The organism is Desulfatiglans anilini DSM 4660 (assembly GCF_000422285.1).
Lineage (GTDB): Bacteria > Desulfobacterota > DSM-4660 > Desulfatiglandales > Desulfatiglandaceae > Desulfatiglans > Desulfatiglans anilini.
In genome coordinates, this window is sequence record NZ_AULM01000002.1 from 261,905 (window position 1) to 279,093 (window position 17,189).

The window sequence follows — 17,189 nt, forward strand, 5'->3', positions numbered from 1 at the left end:
GGGGGTATTTTTGAACAGGATGGAACACGTTCATGACGAAGCCAATGGATTTTAGACAGATCAGGCAGGCCTTCCTGGACTACTTCAAAGGCCGGGGCCATGCGATTGTGGAGAGTTCTTCGCTTATCCCGAGGGACGACCCGACCCTGCTTTTCACCAATGCAGGGATGGTGCAGTTCAAACGAATGTTTCTGGGAGAGGAAAAGCGGGGCTATACCCGGGCGGCCACGTGCCAGAAATGCGTACGGGCAGGCGGGAAGCACAACGATTTGGACAACGTGGGCTACACGGCCCGCCACCACACCTTCTTCGAGATGCTCGGCAACTTCTCCTTCGGCGACTATTTCAAGGAAGAAGCGATCGTGTGGGCCTGGGAGCTTCTCACGCAGGTCTACGGCCTGTCCGAGGAGCGGCTCTATGTCTCCGTCTTCAAGGATGACGACGAGGCGCGGAGAATCTGGGCTGAGAAGGTCGGCGTCCCGGCGGAGAAGATCGTTCCCCTAGGGGAGAAAGACAATTTCTGGGCCATGGGGGACACGGGGCCCTGCGGACCCTGTTCCGAGATCTATATCGATCAGGGGCCCGAGATCGGATGCGGCCGCCCCGACTGCTACCCCGGCTGCGACTGCGACCGGTTTCTGGAGATCTGGAATCTGGTCTTCACCCAGTTCGATCGCAGCCCGGACGGAAGCCTGACCCCGCTCCCGCGCCCCAACATCGACACAGGGATGGGGCTCGAACGTCTGGCGGCGGTCATCCAGGGGGCTTCTTCCAACTACGGATCGGATATCTTCAAGGATATTTTGGGCTCCATCGGCGAATTTTCCGGAAGGCGCTACGGAGAAGATGCGCGCCAGGATGTTGCCTTCCGCGTGATTGCGGACCATTCGCGCGCGGTCACGTTTCTGATCAATGACGGGGTGATGCCCTCCAACGAGGGGCGCGGATATGTCCTGCGGCGGATCATCCGCCGGGCCGTCCGTTTCGGCCAGTTGCTTGGACTGCAGGATGTGTTCCTCAGTCGGGTGTGCAGCCGGGTGATCGCCGTCATGGCGCCGGATTACCCCGATCTGATCCGTTCGCAGGCCTTCATCGAAGGCGTGGTGACGAACGAGGAAAAGCGTTTTGCGGATACGCTCCACTACGGTATGCGCGTCCTGGAAGAGGAGATCGAGCGTCTGCGCGCCGGAGGGGCCCGCTTCGTTCCGGGCGATGTCCTGTTCAAACTCTACGACACCTATGGGCTCTCAGCCGATATCGTCGAGGACGTCGTACGGGATGAGGGCTTTGCCCTCGATATGGAGGGCTACGGGGAGGCGATGTCGCGGCAGCGGACGCAGTCCCAGGAGTCCTGGAAGGGGAGCGGTGAAGAAGCGATACCCGAGGGCTACCGGGCGGTTCTGTCGCGGGGTGTGGCTACACCCTTCGTAGGGTACACCGAACTCGCGTCTGAGGCTGAGGTGGCGGCGGTTCTGGTAGACGGACGTGAACAGGAGGCTGTTTCGAGTGGTGTCGAGGCCGAATTGATTTTGAGCCGCACACCGTTTTACGGCCAGGCCGGCGGACAGGTGGGTGACCGGGGCTGGATCGAGTCCGACGGGGCGCGGTTCGTGGTAAAGGATACGCGTAAATACGGTCAGGATCTGATCGTGCATCAGGGCGTGCTCGAGAGCGGCCGGATCGGCGTAGGGGCGAAGGTCAAGGCCGTCGTGGACGAAACGCTTCGGCGGGCGACAGCCGCCAACCATTCAGCGACCCACCTCCTGCACGCGGCGCTGCGGGATGTCCTGGGGGACCATGTGAAGCAGGCCGGTTCGATGGTTTCCCCCGAACGGCTGCGTTTCGATTTCAGCCACTTCACGCAGGTGTCGGCCGACAAGCTTCTGGATGTGGAGCGGCGGGTCAATGCCCGCGTCCGCGAGAATCATCCTCTCGAGACCGAGGTCATGACGAGGGAAGAGGCGGCGCATACAGGCGCCATGGCCATTTTCGAAGAGCGTTACGGCGAGCGGGTGCGGGTGGTCAGCGTCGGGGATGATGTGAGCAAGGAATTGTGCGGCGGGACGCACACCGCACGGACGGGTGATATCGGTCTTTTCCGGATCGTGAGCGAAGCGGGCGTGGCGGCCAATGTCCGGCGCATAGAGGCCCTGACCGGAGAGGCGGCGCTTCTGCACGACGAGGCGGAGTCTGAGACGATCCGGCGCTCTTCCGCCCTCCTCAAGACGACGCCGGATGCCCTGCTCGAGAGGGTCGAACGGCTGGTGCGCGAGCATCGCGAGAAAGACCGGGAGATCGAAGTCTTGAAGGCCCGTCTGCTGACCCGCAGGTCGGATGAATGGCTGCAGGATGTCCGTCGGATCGGGGATGTTTCCGTGCTCGCTCAAAAGCTGGATGCCGATGGACCGAAGGCCTTGCGTGAGGCCGCGGACCGGATCAGGGACAAGCTCGGTTCGGGGGTGATTCTTCTCGGCGCCGTGCACGAGCAGAAGGTGATGCTGATCTGCGTGGTGACGGCCGATCTTCAGGACCGCTTCAAGGCCGGGGAAATCGTCCGCCGGCTTTCTCCCATCGTAGGCGGGAAAGGCGGCGGGCGGCCCGACATGGCGCAGGGCGGCGGCACCCATCCGGAGAAGCTCGCCGAGGCGATCGAGGCCTTCTACGAACTGATGAGCGGCGGCGACCTGTGAGTCGCCGCACAGGCAAGGGTGCGGGTTGACGCCGGGATGGGCTGGAAATCCCCTTCCTGGATGGAAGCTAATCGAAGATGCGTGCCGGCAGATTCCACCAGGCGGGTTTCTTTTTCACCGGTTCGGCGGTTTCATCGGCAGGCGGGGCGTCGGCCAGTTTCTCCCGGCTTTTTGACAGGTTGGTCAGGGCTTCGTGGTATTGCCCCAGGTCGGGGTAGTTTTCGATGAGATATTCATACCGGCCGGCGGCGGCGCCGTAGCGGCCGGTTTTGTAATAAAAATTACCGACATAGAGTTCGTGCCCCGCGAGCGATTCGTAGCAGTCCCGAACCTTCAGTTTCGCTGACTGGGCGTAGGGGGAATCCGGAAAGCGCCTGATCAGCCGCTCGAAATGCTCTTTGGCCTTGAGCGTGTATTCCTGATCGCGGTCGACGGATTTCATGCGCTCGTAGTGGCAGAGCCCCATGCGGTAGATGACATAGGGGATGTCGGGGTGGTTCGGGTGGAGCTTCTCGAAATCGCCGTAAGCGCCGAAGGCTTCCTCGAAAAGCCTCCTGGCGAAATAGGCGTCGGCCAGCTTGAGTTCGGCAGTCAAGGCTTCACGGCTGTATGGGTACCGGTCGGTGATCTGCTGGAAGGCGTCGATGGCCTCCTGATAGTAGCCCCTGTCCATGGCGTCCATGCCGTCGCTCAGGAGCAGCGTCGGCCCCTTCTCCGCTTCCTTCTCAGGGGGGAAGACCCAGTGCCACAACGAGCAACCGTTCAGGAGAAATCCCATCAGAACGAGGGCGGCACACCACAGCAATATGCAACGAGGCGTTTTCATCTGATCCGTTCGATGCTCACCGTTTTCAAAGATGTTCACCCGAAGGTTTCCCGGTGGGCCTTCAGGTCTTCGATATGCTTCTCCGCTGCAAAGGTGGCGGCGGCCCCTTCTCCGACAGCTGTGGAGACCTGCCGCAGCTGCTTGGAACGGATATCTCCGCCCGCGAAAACACCGGGAACAGAGGTTTGCATGTTTTCGTCGGTGACCACGAACCCGTAGTCGTCCGTTTTGAGAAGCCCATCGACCAGTTGGTTGTTGGGACTGTACCCGATGAAGATGAAGGCGCCCTGCACGGGCAGCAAGGAGGTCTCACCGGTCTTTACATTTCGAAGGTCGAGGCCCTCGACGCCGGTCGCCCCGGTAATCCGGGAGCAGACCGTATCCCAGATGATGTGGATCTTCTCCGAGGCCATGGCACGCTCCTGCAGGAGTTGAGTGGCCCTGAGCTTGTCGCGGCGGTGGATGAGGTGGACCTTGCTCGCGAAGCGCGTCAGAAAGAGGGCCTCCTCGACGGCGGTATCTCCGCCTCCGATGACGGCGACTTCCTGGTCGCGGTAGAAGGGGCCGTCACAGGTGGCGCAGTAGGATACCCCTTTCCCGGTCAGCAGACCTTCACCCTCGACCCCCAGTTTCTGGGGGAAGGCGCCGGTTGCAAGCACGATCGCCAGCGTTTCCAGCTTTCCTTTATTGGTGTGGATGGTCTTGATGTCTCCATCGAGGTCCAGACGGGTGACTTCCTGGCTCTCGATGTTCAGGCCGAATTTCTCCGCCTGGTTCTTCATCCGATCGATCAGCTCGAAGCCGGAGATGCCGTCCGGAAAACCCGGGTAGTTCTCCACCCAATCCGTTGTCAGGATCTGTCCGCCCGGGGCGAATTTTTCCAGGAGGATCGTGTTGAGCCTGGCCCTGGCGGCATAGAGACCCGCGGTTAAACCGGCTGGGCCCCCTCCGATGATAATGAGGTCATACATGATGTTGCTCCAAGAACCGTCTCAAGGTGCGGACAGGCCTTCCCTTCGCAAGACGTTCAGCCCTCCTCGAGGGGCGAGACCGTCGGAAAAGCGGAGGTTCCGGTATCCAGCATACCCGCACCCTTGCATCCAGAACAGTCGCGCAGTCTGACGGGCGAGCCGTTTGGACAGACAAAAGGCCCGCTCTAAAGCAGTTTTTTCAGTTCCTCTTCGATGTGGCTTTTGGGGTGGGCCCCGATGACCGTCTGCACCAGTTCACCATTCTTGAAAAAAAGCAGGGTCGGGATGTTGCGGATGCCGAAACGGGGAGCCGTCTGACGGTTTTCATCCACATTCATCTTGGCGATCTTGACCTTGCCCTGGTATTCCTTGGCCAATTCTTCGATCGCGGGCGCCACCATCTTGCAGGGGCCGCACCATTCCGCCCAGAAATCGACCATGGCCGGAATGTCGGATTTCAAAATCTCGTCATCGAAGGTGCTGTCGGTTACATAAAGCATGTCAGACATGGATTCTCTCCTTATGGGGATTCAGGAATAATGTTGGAGCAATCGCTTCGCCGCGCATGCACCGGCAACCGTTATCCTCTCCCGAAAGGCATTCCCTCCGGGGCTGGTCGGCATGGCCGTTTTCTCTTCGACAGGCGGACGGTGCCCGCCGGTGCGCGGTTCAATGGATTGCAGTCCAAGCGGCCATACGTTGGAAATGAGGCCAGCGCGCTGGTCCGGTCAGGCCGCTGGTTCTTCCAGAACCTTTTGGAGATTCTTCAGAACGGTTACCGGCACTGGTCCCGATTTAGCGTATAAATTCAGTAAATCATGGGAAATCTTGGCTTTTTCCTGGACTTTGTCCCAGCCAATCCCTTTTTCTTCGATCTGTTTCATCAGTTCGATAAGCTCCGGTGATTCCATTTCTGAGACCCTCCTTATTTTTCGGCCGGTGCAAGATCGGGCGGATAGATGTATTTTGGATCCATCTCATAGGTCCAGGGCAACCCCCACCACTGCCAGCCGTTGTGCCGCCTGTGGTTGAACCCATGGATCTTGTTGCGTTTGGCCAACTGCCTGAAATATTTGTGGCGGTTGCTGTCTTCGGAAAACGGAAAAAGCGACCCTTCGAAGCCGTCTTCTACATTATAGACGTTTTTGAAGCCGGCTTTCAAGAGTTCATCCGCCGCCCGGGCGCTGCGCTCACCGTCCCGGCAGATGAGGAGCAGGTTGTCCGTCTTCTTGAAGACCTTGGCCACCTGCTCCATGAATTTCTCGTTTTTTGCACTCAGCTGGTAGGCGTATTCCTCATCCGATTTCTTGAACGTATTCGTGAAGAACTGATAAGGGAAGAGATAAGCCCCCACGGGGTGTCCGACGAACTGGTACTCGGCCCGTGTCCGCACGTCGATGAGGTAGGTGTCGGGGACCGTGCTGGTCATGTCGAAAGCTTCGATGCTCAAGATCTTCTTCGGCTCCTGAGCGTCGACCGGTCCGGCGGCGCCGAAGGCGCCCAAGAGCGCCGAAAGCAGTACGACCGTGATGTGAAGCGCGTATTTCATGGTTTCTTTTGTGTGAGGTTGTATAAAAGCACCGGGCCTCTCAGGGGCCTTCCCCTGAAGACGTATGCATGGCCACGACCCGGGGATCGGACGCGCGAGCCCGGGGGCGGTCATCCTCGAAGACCAGCTTTGCACGCCCGGTCGAACCGCAATCGGAACAGCCGATGAGATCATGTCGCAGACCTTTCCAGCCTGCTTTTTCGAGGCAATGACTAAGGTTTTTAATCCAACGGGAGTTTTGCTGTCAATGAAAATCATGGGTTGCGGACCATGGCCCTTGACAGCCAATTCCGGAATACATTAGATTTCAGGCTGCTCGATGCGCAAGTGCACCGATGCCGACCCAGCGCGGGTGGATGAGCAGTCCGCAAGAGATTTTCCGCCCTGGGACCTTGCACCGCTTGGGTCATTCTTTAACCGGGGACTGGTCGACGGCCCATGGGACGGCCGTCCAGCCATACCATTCAGGAGGACAGCCATGTCGAAAAGCCCGGTCTTTTTCGCTGACTTGCGGACCTCCGTCAAGGAGAGTCTCCTCGGTAAGTTGAGCCGTCTCATGGAGACGGCAGGACTGAAAGAGGCTGTGCCCAAACGTGGTCTTGTTGCGGTGAAGCTCCATTTTGGTGAACTCGGCAACACGGCCTTCATCCGGCCGCTTTTTCTCCGCCAGGTGGTTGCGGACATCAAGGCCCTGGGTGCCTGCCCCTTTCTGACCGACAGCAACACGCTCTATGCCGGCACACGGAGCGACAGTGTTTCACACCTCGACACGGCTGTAGCGAACGGTTTTTCCTACAGCGTGGTCGGAGCGCCGGTCATCATCGCCGACGGGTTGCGCGGGGCGACGTGCGCCGAGGTCGAGATTCCCGGGGAGCTGATCCAACGGGCCTATATCGGCAAGGAAATCGTCGAAGCGGATGCCCTGATCAGCGTCGCCCATTTCAAGGGGCATGAACTGTCCGGGTTCGGCGGGACCATTAAAAACCTCGGGATGGGGTGCGCCAGCCGAAGAGGCAAACTGGATCAGCACAGCGACCTTTCACCGAAGGTCAAGGCCAAGAAGTGCGTGGGGTGCGGTGCCTGCGTGGAGCACTGCGCCCACGGCGCCCCTTCGATCGGCAAAGGCAAGGCCCGGATCGACCCGGAACGATGCGTCGGCTGCGGGGAGTGCATTCTCATCTGCCCGAACGGGGCGATCGAGGTGCAGTGGAATGCGGACATCCCCATCTTTCTGAAGAAGATGGTCGAGTACACGCAGGCGGTGCTGCTCGGGAAGAGCGGACGGGCCTTCTTCATCAACTTTCTGACGAACATCTCTCCGGCTTGCGACTGCTACGGTTTCAGTGACGCCCCCATCGTCCAGGACGTGGGGATCCTCGCTTCCAGGGATCCGGTTGCCATCGATCAGGCCTCCGTGGATCTCGTCAACCGTCAGCCGGTGTCGGGAACGGCCTGTCTGGCTGATAAGGCGGAAAACGCGCACGACAAATTCCGCTGCCTTTACCCCAAGGTCGATTGGGAGGCTCAGTTCGTGCATGCCGAACGGATAGGGCTCGGCAGCCGCGATTATGAACTGATAACCATCTGATCGGCTGGCCGAAGCGCCTCTTTCGCGTCTTCGGGGAGTGGGGAGCAACCGTAGGCCTGGGAGCCTGCCCGGCACCTCTGCGGGGGTCTTTACCTGATTGCGCGGAAAGGGCGGCGGGAGTGGTTGCCCTGGAAAGCGTCTGTTTTTGGATACTTGCGGCCTATAATGAAGGTGAATGCATCCAGATGAGCACCCCGGCATGATCGTCGTAGAGGGTTTGAGCAAATACTACGGACGGATACCCGCTGTCACGGACGTTTCGTTCCATGTCGAACCGGGCGAGATCGTGGGTCTCCTGGGGCCGAACGGGGCCGGGAAGACAACGATCCTTCGGGTCCTCACCGGCTATATGCCGCCGACGTCGGGCCGCGTGCTCGTCGGAGGCCGGGATGCCTGCCTCGAGTCGCTCGCCGTCCGAAAGGGGATCGGGTTTCTGCCCGAGAACGTTCCGCTTTACAGCGATCTGAGCGTGCTGCAGTTTCTGCGCTTCGCCGCTTCCGCCAAAGGGGTCGCCCGCGACCGGTTGGCCGCCGAGATCCGGCGCGTCCTCGAGATCAGCGCCCTCATGGGGTACGAAAGCCGGTTGATCCGGCATCTGTCGAAGGGTTTGCGGCAGCGTGTGGGGTTGGCACAGGCCCTCCTGAACGATCCGCCGCTGTTGATTCTGGATGAGCCGACGACGGGCCTCGATCCCTCGCAGATCGTCGAGATGCGGGAGATGATCCGCGGGCTCGGAGGTGAGCGCACGGTGGTGCTGAGCACGCACATCCTTCCCGAAGTGAGCCAGCTTTGCCGCCGGGTGATCATCATCAACAAGGGCCGGATCGTCGCAGAGGATACGCCTGAGGGGTTGGGGGCCAGGCTCGCGTCCCGGCGCGGCGTCCGGACGGCCATTCGAGTGGATGCGCCCGAGGCCGCTCTGAACGAGGGGCTTTTGGCCCTGGACGGGGTCCTGGACGTTCATGCGGGCTCCGAACCGGGCTCCTACGAAGTGGAAAGCGAGCAGGGCCGGGAAGTCCGGGCCGCGATCGCCCGCTTTGTCGTCTCCTCCGGCTGGCCGCTTTACGAGATGACCCAGCGCGATCCCAGCCTGGAAGAGATTTTTGTCCGGCTGGTGACGGAAGAAGAGGGGGGGACGCGGTGACAAGGCAGATTGGCGCCGTTATGCGCAAGGAACTGGCTGTGACGTTCACGTCCCCCATCTTTTACGCCGTCGCCTTCATTTTTCTTTTGATCAGCGGGTATTTCTTCTACTCGGATGTCGCCTATTTCAACTTTCTGAGCCTGCAGGCGGCCAGCAACCCGTTCATCGTCGAGGGGTTGAATCCGGAGACCATGGTGATCCAACCCTTTTTCGGAAACATTTCGATCATCCTGCTCCTGATGCTGCCGCTCCTCACGATGCGTTTGTACGCCGAGGAGAAGAAGACGGGGACGATCGAACTCCTTTTCACCTACCCGCTCAGTGATGTCGCAACGCTGACCGGCAAGGTGCTCGCCACGTTTGCAGCGCTGCTGGCCCTCCTAGCCGCGGGTTTTCCGTGCTTCCTCCTCTTTTCTACCGTAAGTTTCGTGGATTGGGGCATGGTGGGCGCCGGGTATCTCGGCCTGCTCCTGATGGGGGGCGCCTTTGTCTCGTTGGGGGTGTTCACCTCTTCCCTGACGGAAAACCAGGTGGTCGCCGCTGCCTTGAGCTTCGGTCTGCTGCTCCTATTCTGGGCCCTCGGCTGGGCCGAACCTTTGGTCGGCGGACGGGCGGGGCAGTTCCTGGCTCATCTGGCGATTGCCTCGCACCTGGATTCGTTCGCGCAGGGGCTTGTCGATACCCGTGATGTTCTGTACTACCTATGCTTCGGATTCTTCTGGCTTTTTCTGACCTTGCGCAGCCTGAACTCGCGTTCCTGGAGGGGTTGAGACGAATGGCGGGATCCGCTCGAAAGAAACGGCTGTTGAGGTCCGGCGGTACAGGCGCCGCCGTCGCGGCCGTGCTAGCGTTGCTGGTTTTCCTGAGCCTTCTTTCCGACAGGTATTATCTCCGTTGGGATCTGACGAAATCGAAACAGAACAGCCTTTCCGCCGAAACGATCAACGTATTGAAAAACATTCGCGAACCGGTGCAGATCAAGGCCTTTCTGGTCGATGGAAGGGACGGGACCCGCAAGGTCGAAGACCTTCTGGCGGCCTACCGCTACCACAATCGGCAGGTGGATTACACGGTGATCGACCCGACCCGGAACCCCTCCGAGGCCCGCCGTTATGATGTCACCAGCGAAAAGACGCTGATCCTGGAGGGGTACGGCCGGAGCCAGACCGTCAAGATCCCGGACGAGCAGAAGATCACCAATGCCCTCCACCGTTTGATGGAGAGTGCTCCGTGCCGTGTTTACTGGCTCGGCGGCCATGGCGAGCGATCCTTCGAAGGGAAGGAACCCGAGCATCTGATGTCCCTTGCAGATGCCCTGGAAACCGAAAACTGCGAGAACACCGCGTTGAATCTCATGCGCGGCGAGCCGCCGCGGGATGCGGATGTGATTATCGTTGCCGCCCCGGAAAAGCCGCTTTTCCCGGAGGAGATCGAATGGCTCGATGCCTTTCTGGCGGATGGGGGGCGGATCCTGCTCCTTCTCGAACCTTTCCGTGACGGGGGTCTGGGGCCCTTCCTGCGCCGCCACGGGATCGGGATCGGTGACGACATCGTGGTGGATCCTTTCAGCCGCGTCATGGGGGGTGACTACCTGATGCCGATGGTCGGTGACTACGGGGATCATGAGATTACCAAAGGATTCGATCTGACTTCGATCTTTCCCATGAGCCGCTCCCTCGACGTGCTCGATGCGGAGGAGACATCTTCGGGAGAGGCGGTTTGCCTGGCTTACACGTCGGAAGATTCCTGGGCGGAGACGGATCGCGCCGCGTTGGACGAGGCCCGCGTGGAGGTGAATGCCACGGACCGGAAGGGCCCCCTTTGTCTGGCGGCCTTGGTCGAGACGGCGGGTCCCGGACCGAATTCGGGTGAAGGCGTTTCCGGGGAGGCGGCGGAAAAAGAGCAGGCGGTTTCGGAGAACGGGAGACTCGCGGTCTTTGGCGACTGCGATTTCGCCTCGAATCAGTTCCTGAGTGTGGCAGGCAATCAGCGGTTCATCCTCAACACGTTTCGCTACCTTGCCGGGAAATCCGATTTCATCACCGTCGAACCAAGGCGCGGGAGGCTCGAATCCCTTACCTTGAGCCGGTCCCAGGGGCGGATCTTCTTCCTCTTTCCCGTGGTGGTCCTGCCCGCGCTTGTTTTGTTGGCGGGCGTCTGGGTCTGGATGCGGAGACGCCCCAAATGAAACTCAGACCTGTCATCGTCTATGCCGTCCTGGCTCTTGCGGCTGCGGCCCTTTATTTCTTCGACCGCAGCCGCCGAGGAGCCGAGGGGGAGGCTGAGAGGCAGGCGCGGCTCGTCTTCGATACGGCTGTGGAAGATATCGACCGGTTGACGATCAAACGCCCGGGGGAGACGATTCTCATCGCCAAAGAGGCCTGTCCCGGGAAGAAAGGCTGCTGGCGGATCCTCGAACCGGTTGCGACGGCGGCGGATACGGCTGCAGTGGAGCGGGTGGCCGCTGATCTGACAGGGCTCATGGCGCTGAGGACTTTCAAGGACGAGAAAGAGGATCTCTCGGCCTTCGGCCTCGATCGGCCCGATCTGAGCATTCTCTATGAGACGGGCTCCGGGTTCTCCAGCGGGATCACGTTCGGTGAAATGAGCCCGGTCCGGGAGGGGTATTACGCCCGCCGAACCGGAAGCCGGGAGATTATGCTCGTGCCGCGGGACATGCGTGAGAAACTGGACAAGACCCTTTTCGACGTGCGGGACAGGCGCCTGTTCCACTTCGATCCGCGGGAGGTCGTCGAGGCGGATATTGACGGCCCGGAGGTCAGCTGGCGTTTCAGTCGCAGCGGAGACCAGTGGAGGCTTCGGGATGACCCTGATTTCATCCCGGACGGCCGCCGGGTGGACACGATCGTAGGTCGTTTCATTTGGGCGGAGGCGGCTTCCTTCGAAGGATCGGACCTCTTCGACGCTGCGGCTTTCGGGTTGGATTCCCCTCGATACCGCGTACGGCTCTCCGACGGCCGGCGTGCCGAGACGCTGCTGGTCGGCAATCCCGTGGGCGGTGACGAGGGGCGCTTTTACGGATGCATGCTGGAGGGCACCGAGATCTTTACGGTGCATGACTGGGTGGTCGCGCATCTGCCCGCCGGCAAAGAGGAACTGCGGGTGGACTCTGACTAGAACTGGGCGGCCGCTGACTGAAAAAATGGTCCTGAGAGATATCCCCCTGTTGTAAGTGGACGCGGGGTATGCTATTGAAAAAAGATTTTTCGATACGTGCAAAGGAGACTGGAAACCATGGAAATCAGTGTCAATCGGTTGAGCCCGGACAAGCTCAAGAAGCGGCCGGCGGATGAATCCAAATTGGGGTTCGGGGATATTTTTTCGGACCACATGTTCATGATGGACTACGAAGCGGGCAAGGGGTGGATCAACCCGCGGATCGAACCTTACGGGCCGCTCTCCATCGACCCTGCAGCCATGGCGATCCATTACGGCCAGCAGATCTTCGAAGGTCTCAAGGCCTACCGCGGGCGCGAGGACGGGGTGTATCTCTTCAGGCCCCGGGAAAATTTCGAACGGATGAACCGTTCGGCCCTGCGGCTTTGCATGCCTGAAATTCCGATCGAGGAAGCGATGGCCGGCATGAAATCGCTGGTCCTTCTCGATCGGGAATGGATACCGCGTTCTCCCGGCACCTCGCTTTACATCCGCCCGACCATGTTTGCAACGGAGCCCCACCTCGGTGTGCGGCCCGCCAGGTCTTACCTGTTCTACGTCATCATCGGACCCGTGGGCGCCTATTACAAAGAGGGTCTCAACCCGGTCAAGATCTACGTCGAGGATCGCTATGTCCGGGCGGCCCGGGGCGGGACAGGTGAGGCGAAAACCGCCGGGAACTATGCCGCGAGCCTGCTGGCCGCCGAAAAGGCCAAGGAGAAGGGCTTTACTCAGGTCCTGTGGCTGGATGCCGCAGAGCGCAAATATGTCGAGGAAGTCGGAACGATGAACATGTTTTTCGTCATCGACGACGAGGTGCTCACGGCCCCGCTGGACGGGAGCATCCTGCCTGGAGTGACGCGTGACTCGGTTCTGCGGATCGTGCGCGATTGGGGTCTGAAGGTCACCGAGCGGGCGCTCGCTATCGATGAAGTGGTGGCCGCCGCGAAAAGCGGACGTCTGAAAGAGGCCTTCGGGACAGGTACCGCGGCGGTGATCTCTCCGGTCGGCCAGATTACCTTCAAGGGCGAAGACCATATCGTGGCCGGCGGAAAAATGGGGACGCTCTCCCAGCGGCTCTATGACGAGATCGTCGGCATCCAGTACGGTGAGCGGGAGGACCGCTACGGCTGGCTCGAGCGTATCGACTGATCAGCCCTTCGCGGCGCGCTGCCAGTTTCCATCCGGAAAGGGTCTTTTTGGCCAATCTCGGCGTCCATCTGCGCGTTTGCTTGTGCGGCGACCTGCAGATCGCCTCTGTGCAAACGCTTGATTTTCTTTATATTGGCCAGACCGGGACCCGCCGCGAAGCGGTGGGACTGAGCACGCGCAGCGTGTGAAGAAAAATACTCAATTTCCGTATTGGAAACCGGGTTCTACCGGCAAACCATTTCCGGATGGAAACCAGCTAGCAGGCTCGAAGCATCACCGCAACGGTTTGCTGGTCCGGACGCGTAGCAATCACGGTTTTTTCCCGCGCTCCAGCAGGGTCGGCCCGCCGGGGCGCCGTCGCATCGACCGGCCGGTTGAAGGGCCGGCCTGCGGCTGTTTCACCCTCTTAATGCTTCGACCCGAGGAATTTTTATGATCCCCACCATCCAGTGGGACAACGACCATATCCGTATGATCGACCAGCGGAAGCTTCCGGCCCGGGTCGAATGGTTCGTTGCCCGAAACTACCGCGACGTCATCAAGGCCATCCAGCGGATGGTGATCCGAGGGGCGCCGGCGATCGGCGTTGCCGCCGCCATGGGTCTTGCCATGGGCGGGCGAACCATCAAGGCCGGAACCTACGGTCCCTTCATGCGGCGTTTGCAGGCGATGGCGGCCGAGATGGCGGAAGCGCGTCCGACGGCGGTCAATCTGCGCTGGGCGTTAGAACGGATGCTCCGTCTGGCCGAGGGGATGTCCCTGGAGCCCGTGGACGTGATCAAGGCCGCCCTGCGTGCGGAAGCCGACCGGATCCTGGCTGAGGATATCGCCGTCAATCAGTCCATCGGGAGGCACGGGGCATCATTGGTACCCGATGAGGCCACCATCTTGACCCATTGCAACGCGGGATCACTGGCGACGGGCGGCTACGGAACGGCCCTCGGTGTGATCCGCGCAGCCCGGGATGCGGGAAAGACGGTTCGGGTCTATGCGGACGAGACGAGGCCCTGGCTGCAGGGGCTGCGTCTTACGGCCTACGAAATGATGGAAGAAGGCATCCCGGTGTGGGTCATCGCCGACAACGCCGCCGGTTCATTCATGCGGCAAGGCCGGATCCAACTGGTCGTCACAGGGGCCGACCGTATCGCGGCCAACGGTGATGTGGCGAACAAGATCGGCACCTACCAGGTGGCGGTCCTGGCCAAAGAGAACGGCATCCCCTTCTATGTGGCCGCCCCTCTTTCCACCATCGATCCAGCGATCCCCGACGGGGACCACATCCCGGTGGAAGAAAGAGATCCGGCGGAGATCTGCCAGGTGGGTGGAAAATGTGTCGGCCCGCAGGGTGTCGCCGCGCTGAACCCGGCTTTCGACATCACACCGGCGCGCTATGTCAAGGCGATCATCACTGAAAAAGGCATCCTTTACCCGCCTTACTCGGACACCCTCAAGAGGGTGTTGGAGGGCGCCTAGCCACCCTGATTTTATTCTTGACCTATCGCAATGAATCGCATAAACTTACCCGTTTCAAGAGAGAGGGATTAAAAATATAGCCGGCAGGGCCGGGCGGCCGAATAGGCGTTTTTCCATCTGAAATCAAGTTGTGCAGAGCATCGGATTTACGGGTGGGAAACGCACTGGGCCGAGGGAAAGGAGTTGGGAACTTCAAAATTTTAATTTAGGAACGAAAGAGAGACAGGAAAAGTGACATCACTGCTTGATCTTGTATTGATCGATTTGTATGAGTGTGATCGCGAGAGCCTCATGGATACCGGACGGATCCGGGAAGGGATGCTCGAGGCCGCCAGGATCATGGGCGCCGAAGTGGTGGGCGACTCTTTTCACACCTTTGAGCCGTGGGGTGTCAGCGGGACCGTGACGATCGCGGAATCCCACCTTGCGGTTCACACGTGGCCGGAATATGATTTCGCCGCGGTCACATTCGAAACGTGCGGTCAACATATGGACCACAAAAAGGCCTACAATTATCTGATCGGGTTCTTCCATGCGCGGAAGCCCAGAATCACGCAGCAGAAACGGGGCTTTATCGAGTCCGCTGAAAACACCGTGCTGCCTTATAAGCAGGTGGTGGGCTGACTCAAGGGCCCGAGACCGCGTTTACCCGGTCACCAAAACCTTACCATGACCCGTCATCCCGCTGTGGGGGTTTTTCCTCCGGGCAGGGCCATGGTGAGGTGTGCTTGTTTTACCCCTTTCGTATCCAGCGCTCATTCGCCCTCGAGGGCGGTGGCCTGCCTCAGATAAGTCCCTTCCAGAACCCGTTTCGTCCCCGAAGTCCATTTGAACCGGTCATCGATCCTGAGTCCGCAGACCCAGACGATCTCCGTGTCTGAGCGGTGTGTGAGCACCGGGATTCGCCGTCTTTCGGATCGGGGGATCTTCATGTCGATCAGGAAATTCTTCACCTTCCTCGTTCCGGACATGCCGAGCGGCCGGAAGCGATCCCCGGGCCGGATGCTCCTGACGGTGAGCGGAAAGCGGATTTTGTCGGCGTCGAAATATTCCCTGTGCGGGTTGCCGTCCAGCTGCACTCCATCGGCCCCCTGCATCAGCCGCAGGGTCAAGACCGTTCGAGCCTCCGGCACCGCACAGACGCCCGGTTCTTCCAGGACATAGGAAAAAGCGCACTCCTCAGGAACTTCCAGCTGGGAGCTTACGATCAGGTGCGTGGGATCAACCTCCGCCCGGATCCCGTTGGGCAGGTGCAGGGGCCCGCGGCTTCCGGGGGCGGCGTTTATGGCCTTGACCGCGTCGATGTGCCGGATATCCACGCTTCGCAGACTCCCCTTGGCAACGACCCTCACGATCTCACGGATGACATGGTTCTGAAGCCCGGCAGGCAGGGAAGTGAAGGCGGCCCTTGGGATTCTTACCCTGCCGGGTTCACGCCCGCAGCGCTCCTCGATCCACTTGTCCGCGCACTGTTTCAGAAAGGCGTGGTCCAGGCGGAGGATCTCGGCGGTCGCAGCCAGCCTTTCGACGATCCGGGGCTGAAACGAGGCGAGTAAGGGAATGAGTTCCAGCCTGACGCGGTTTCGCAGGGGATCGAGCGAGCGATTGGAGGAGTCCGTCATGAAAGGGAGCCCCTTCATCTGCAGATAGGCTTCGATCTCCCCTCGGCTGACCTCGATGAGCGGACGGATGAATCGGCCGCTGCGGACGGGCGCCATGCCGGCGAGCCCTTCGGTCCCGCTTCCCCGGAGGAGGCGCATGAGGACGGTTTCCGCCTGGTCGTTCATGTGGTGGGCCAGGGCGATCCTGTGGGCGCCGAAGCGGCTGCGGATTTTCTCCAGAAAGGCATAGCGGGCGAGGCGCGCCTGTTCTTCGAGGGACGGTGTGCGGGGGCTTAGGGGAACCTCCGGCTCTCCGCATGCGCACGCGAGGTTGAGCGAGGAGGCCAGGGAGGCTGCGAAAACGGTCTCCTCGGGGTCTTCAGCCGGGCGCAGCCCATGATCGAAGTGGGCGACGGACAGCTCGCAGCGCAAGGCGCCTGCAAGCGAATGCAGGACGTGGAGGAGGCAGACGGAATCAGCGCCCCCCGAGACGGCGACCAGAATACGCTCCCCCGGCTCGATCATCCCGAAGCGCAGGATGGTCTTTTCGATTTTCTTCAAGAAAAGGCGCGTCTTTTCCATCGGCCTCCGCCCATCGGTCGACGATTTCCTTGTCATGCCCACTGTTTGGGAAGATGATTTTACGGGCTGGTCCCGAGCGTCGCGCCGCATCGGGGTGCACGGCGGGCAAGGCCTTGGCCCGGCAAGCGATCCAGCCGGACGCCCCTTCGAGTGCGGAAATGGAACGTCTGTTTTGTCCTCGAAGTCGACACCTTAGCATGGTTCGCCGGGGAAGACAATCGGCGGCGGCGGTTCCGGAGACGACAATTTCGATTGACGAAGACCGCACCTGGTTATAAACAGGGAAAGGGCGCCGACGCGGCCCGAATCGTCAAAAGGTCTCCTATGAAAGGTTGCGCTGCATCCCCCCATAAACAGTTGCCGTGTGCGGCCGCGCTTCCGATCCGGAGGCGGCATCGGCCGGCTGTCCGGGCGGGGTTGGCCGCAGCATGGATGG

16 protein-coding genes are annotated in these 17,189 nt (G+C 60.6%); 10 read left to right on the plus strand and 6 right to left on the minus strand.

Annotation, left to right across the window (positions count from 1 at the left end):
• Nucleotides 1–44 precede the first annotated feature (44 nt).
• Nucleotides 45–2,690: an alanine--tRNA ligase gene (alaS, locus tag H567_RS0103220; protein WP_028320292.1), complete on the plus strand. Its 2,646-nt coding sequence runs from the start codon at nt 45–47 to the stop codon at nt 2,688–2,690.
• A gap of 67 nt (nt 2,691–2,757) precedes the next feature.
• On the opposite strand, the gene H567_RS22860 is transcribed toward alaS, so the two are convergent.
• From H567_RS22860 to H567_RS22865, 5 genes are all read right to left on the minus strand, one after another.
• Nucleotides 2,758–3,555, minus strand: a complete 798-nt coding sequence (locus H567_RS22860) for an outer membrane protein assembly factor BamD (RefSeq protein ID WP_051184437.1) — start codon at nt 3,553–3,555, stop codon at nt 2,758–2,760.
• Nucleotides 3,552–4,487: a thioredoxin-disulfide reductase gene (gene trxB / locus H567_RS0103230; protein ID WP_028320293.1), complete on the minus strand. Its 936-nt coding sequence runs from the start codon at nt 4,485–4,487 to the stop codon at nt 3,552–3,554. Before trxB ends, H567_RS22860 begins: the two co-directional genes overlap by 4 nt.
• A gap of 185 nt (nt 4,488–4,672) precedes the next feature.
• Nucleotides 4,673–4,996, minus strand: coding sequence for a thioredoxin (trxA, locus tag H567_RS0103235; RefSeq protein WP_028320294.1), 324 nt, complete (start codon nt 4,994–4,996; stop codon nt 4,673–4,675).
• 219 nt (nt 4,997–5,215) lie between these two features.
• Complete coding sequence (locus H567_RS0103240; protein WP_028320295.1) at nt 5,216–5,398, minus strand: hypothetical protein; 183 nt, start codon at nt 5,396–5,398, stop codon at nt 5,216–5,218.
• Between the two features lie 14 nt (nt 5,399–5,412).
• On the minus strand, nt 5,413–6,036 hold the full coding sequence (locus tag H567_RS22865; RefSeq protein WP_035253277.1) for a rhodanese-like domain-containing protein: 624 nt from the start codon (nt 6,034–6,036) through the stop codon (nt 5,413–5,415).
• A gap of 478 nt (nt 6,037–6,514) precedes the next feature.
• Between H567_RS22865 and H567_RS0103250 the strand changes: the two genes are divergently transcribed.
• The 9 genes from H567_RS0103250 (at nt 6,515) to speD (ending at nt 15,194) form a co-directional block, all read left to right on the plus strand.
• Nucleotides 6,515–7,624: a DUF362 domain-containing protein gene (locus H567_RS0103250; RefSeq protein ID WP_028320296.1), complete on the plus strand. Its 1,110-nt coding sequence runs from the start codon at nt 6,515–6,517 to the stop codon at nt 7,622–7,624.
• Nucleotides 7,625–7,799: 175 nt separating this feature from the next.
• Nucleotides 7,800–8,768, plus strand: coding sequence for an ABC transporter ATP-binding protein (locus tag H567_RS0103255; RefSeq protein WP_208598317.1), 969 nt, complete (start codon nt 7,800–7,802; stop codon nt 8,766–8,768).
• Nucleotides 8,765–9,538, plus strand: coding sequence for an ABC transporter permease subunit (locus H567_RS0103260; RefSeq protein ID WP_028320298.1), 774 nt, complete (start codon nt 8,765–8,767; stop codon nt 9,536–9,538). The genes H567_RS0103255 and H567_RS0103260 overlap by 4 nt, the downstream gene beginning before the upstream one ends.
• Before the next feature lie 5 nt (nt 9,539–9,543).
• Nucleotides 9,544–10,956: a GldG family protein gene (locus H567_RS0103265; protein ID WP_028320299.1), complete on the plus strand. Its 1,413-nt coding sequence runs from the start codon at nt 9,544–9,546 to the stop codon at nt 10,954–10,956.
• The gene (locus tag H567_RS0103270) at nt 10,953–11,906 is read left to right on the plus strand and encodes a DUF4340 domain-containing protein (RefSeq protein WP_028320300.1); all 954 of its coding nucleotides are present in this window, start codon (nt 10,953–10,955) and stop codon (nt 11,904–11,906) included. Before H567_RS0103265 ends, H567_RS0103270 begins: the two co-directional genes overlap by 4 nt.
• A 117-nt stretch (nt 11,907–12,023) precedes the next feature.
• A complete protein-coding gene (locus tag H567_RS0103275; RefSeq protein ID WP_028320301.1) occupies nt 12,024–13,097 on the plus strand; it encodes a branched-chain amino acid aminotransferase in 1,074 nt (357 codons plus the stop codon).
• Between the two features lie 47 nt (nt 13,098–13,144).
• Complete coding sequence (locus tag H567_RS28370; RefSeq protein ID WP_153306030.1) at nt 13,145–13,285, plus strand: hypothetical protein; 141 nt, start codon at nt 13,145–13,147, stop codon at nt 13,283–13,285.
• 244 nt (nt 13,286–13,529) lie between these two features.
• Complete coding sequence (gene mtnA, locus H567_RS0103285) at nt 13,530–14,570, plus strand: S-methyl-5-thioribose-1-phosphate isomerase (RefSeq protein WP_028320302.1); 1,041 nt, start codon at nt 13,530–13,532, stop codon at nt 14,568–14,570.
• Nucleotides 14,571–14,801: 231 nt separating this feature from the next.
• A complete protein-coding gene (gene speD / locus H567_RS22870) occupies nt 14,802–15,194 on the plus strand; it encodes an adenosylmethionine decarboxylase (protein WP_035253281.1) in 393 nt (130 codons plus the stop codon).
• Between the two features lie 131 nt (nt 15,195–15,325).
• Here the strand turns inward: speD and tilS are convergent, their stop codons facing one another.
• Nucleotides 15,326–16,753, minus strand: a complete 1,428-nt coding sequence (tilS, locus tag H567_RS22875; RefSeq protein WP_051184439.1) for a tRNA lysidine(34) synthetase TilS — start codon at nt 16,751–16,753, stop codon at nt 15,326–15,328.
• Nucleotides 16,754–17,189 lie beyond the last annotated feature (436 nt).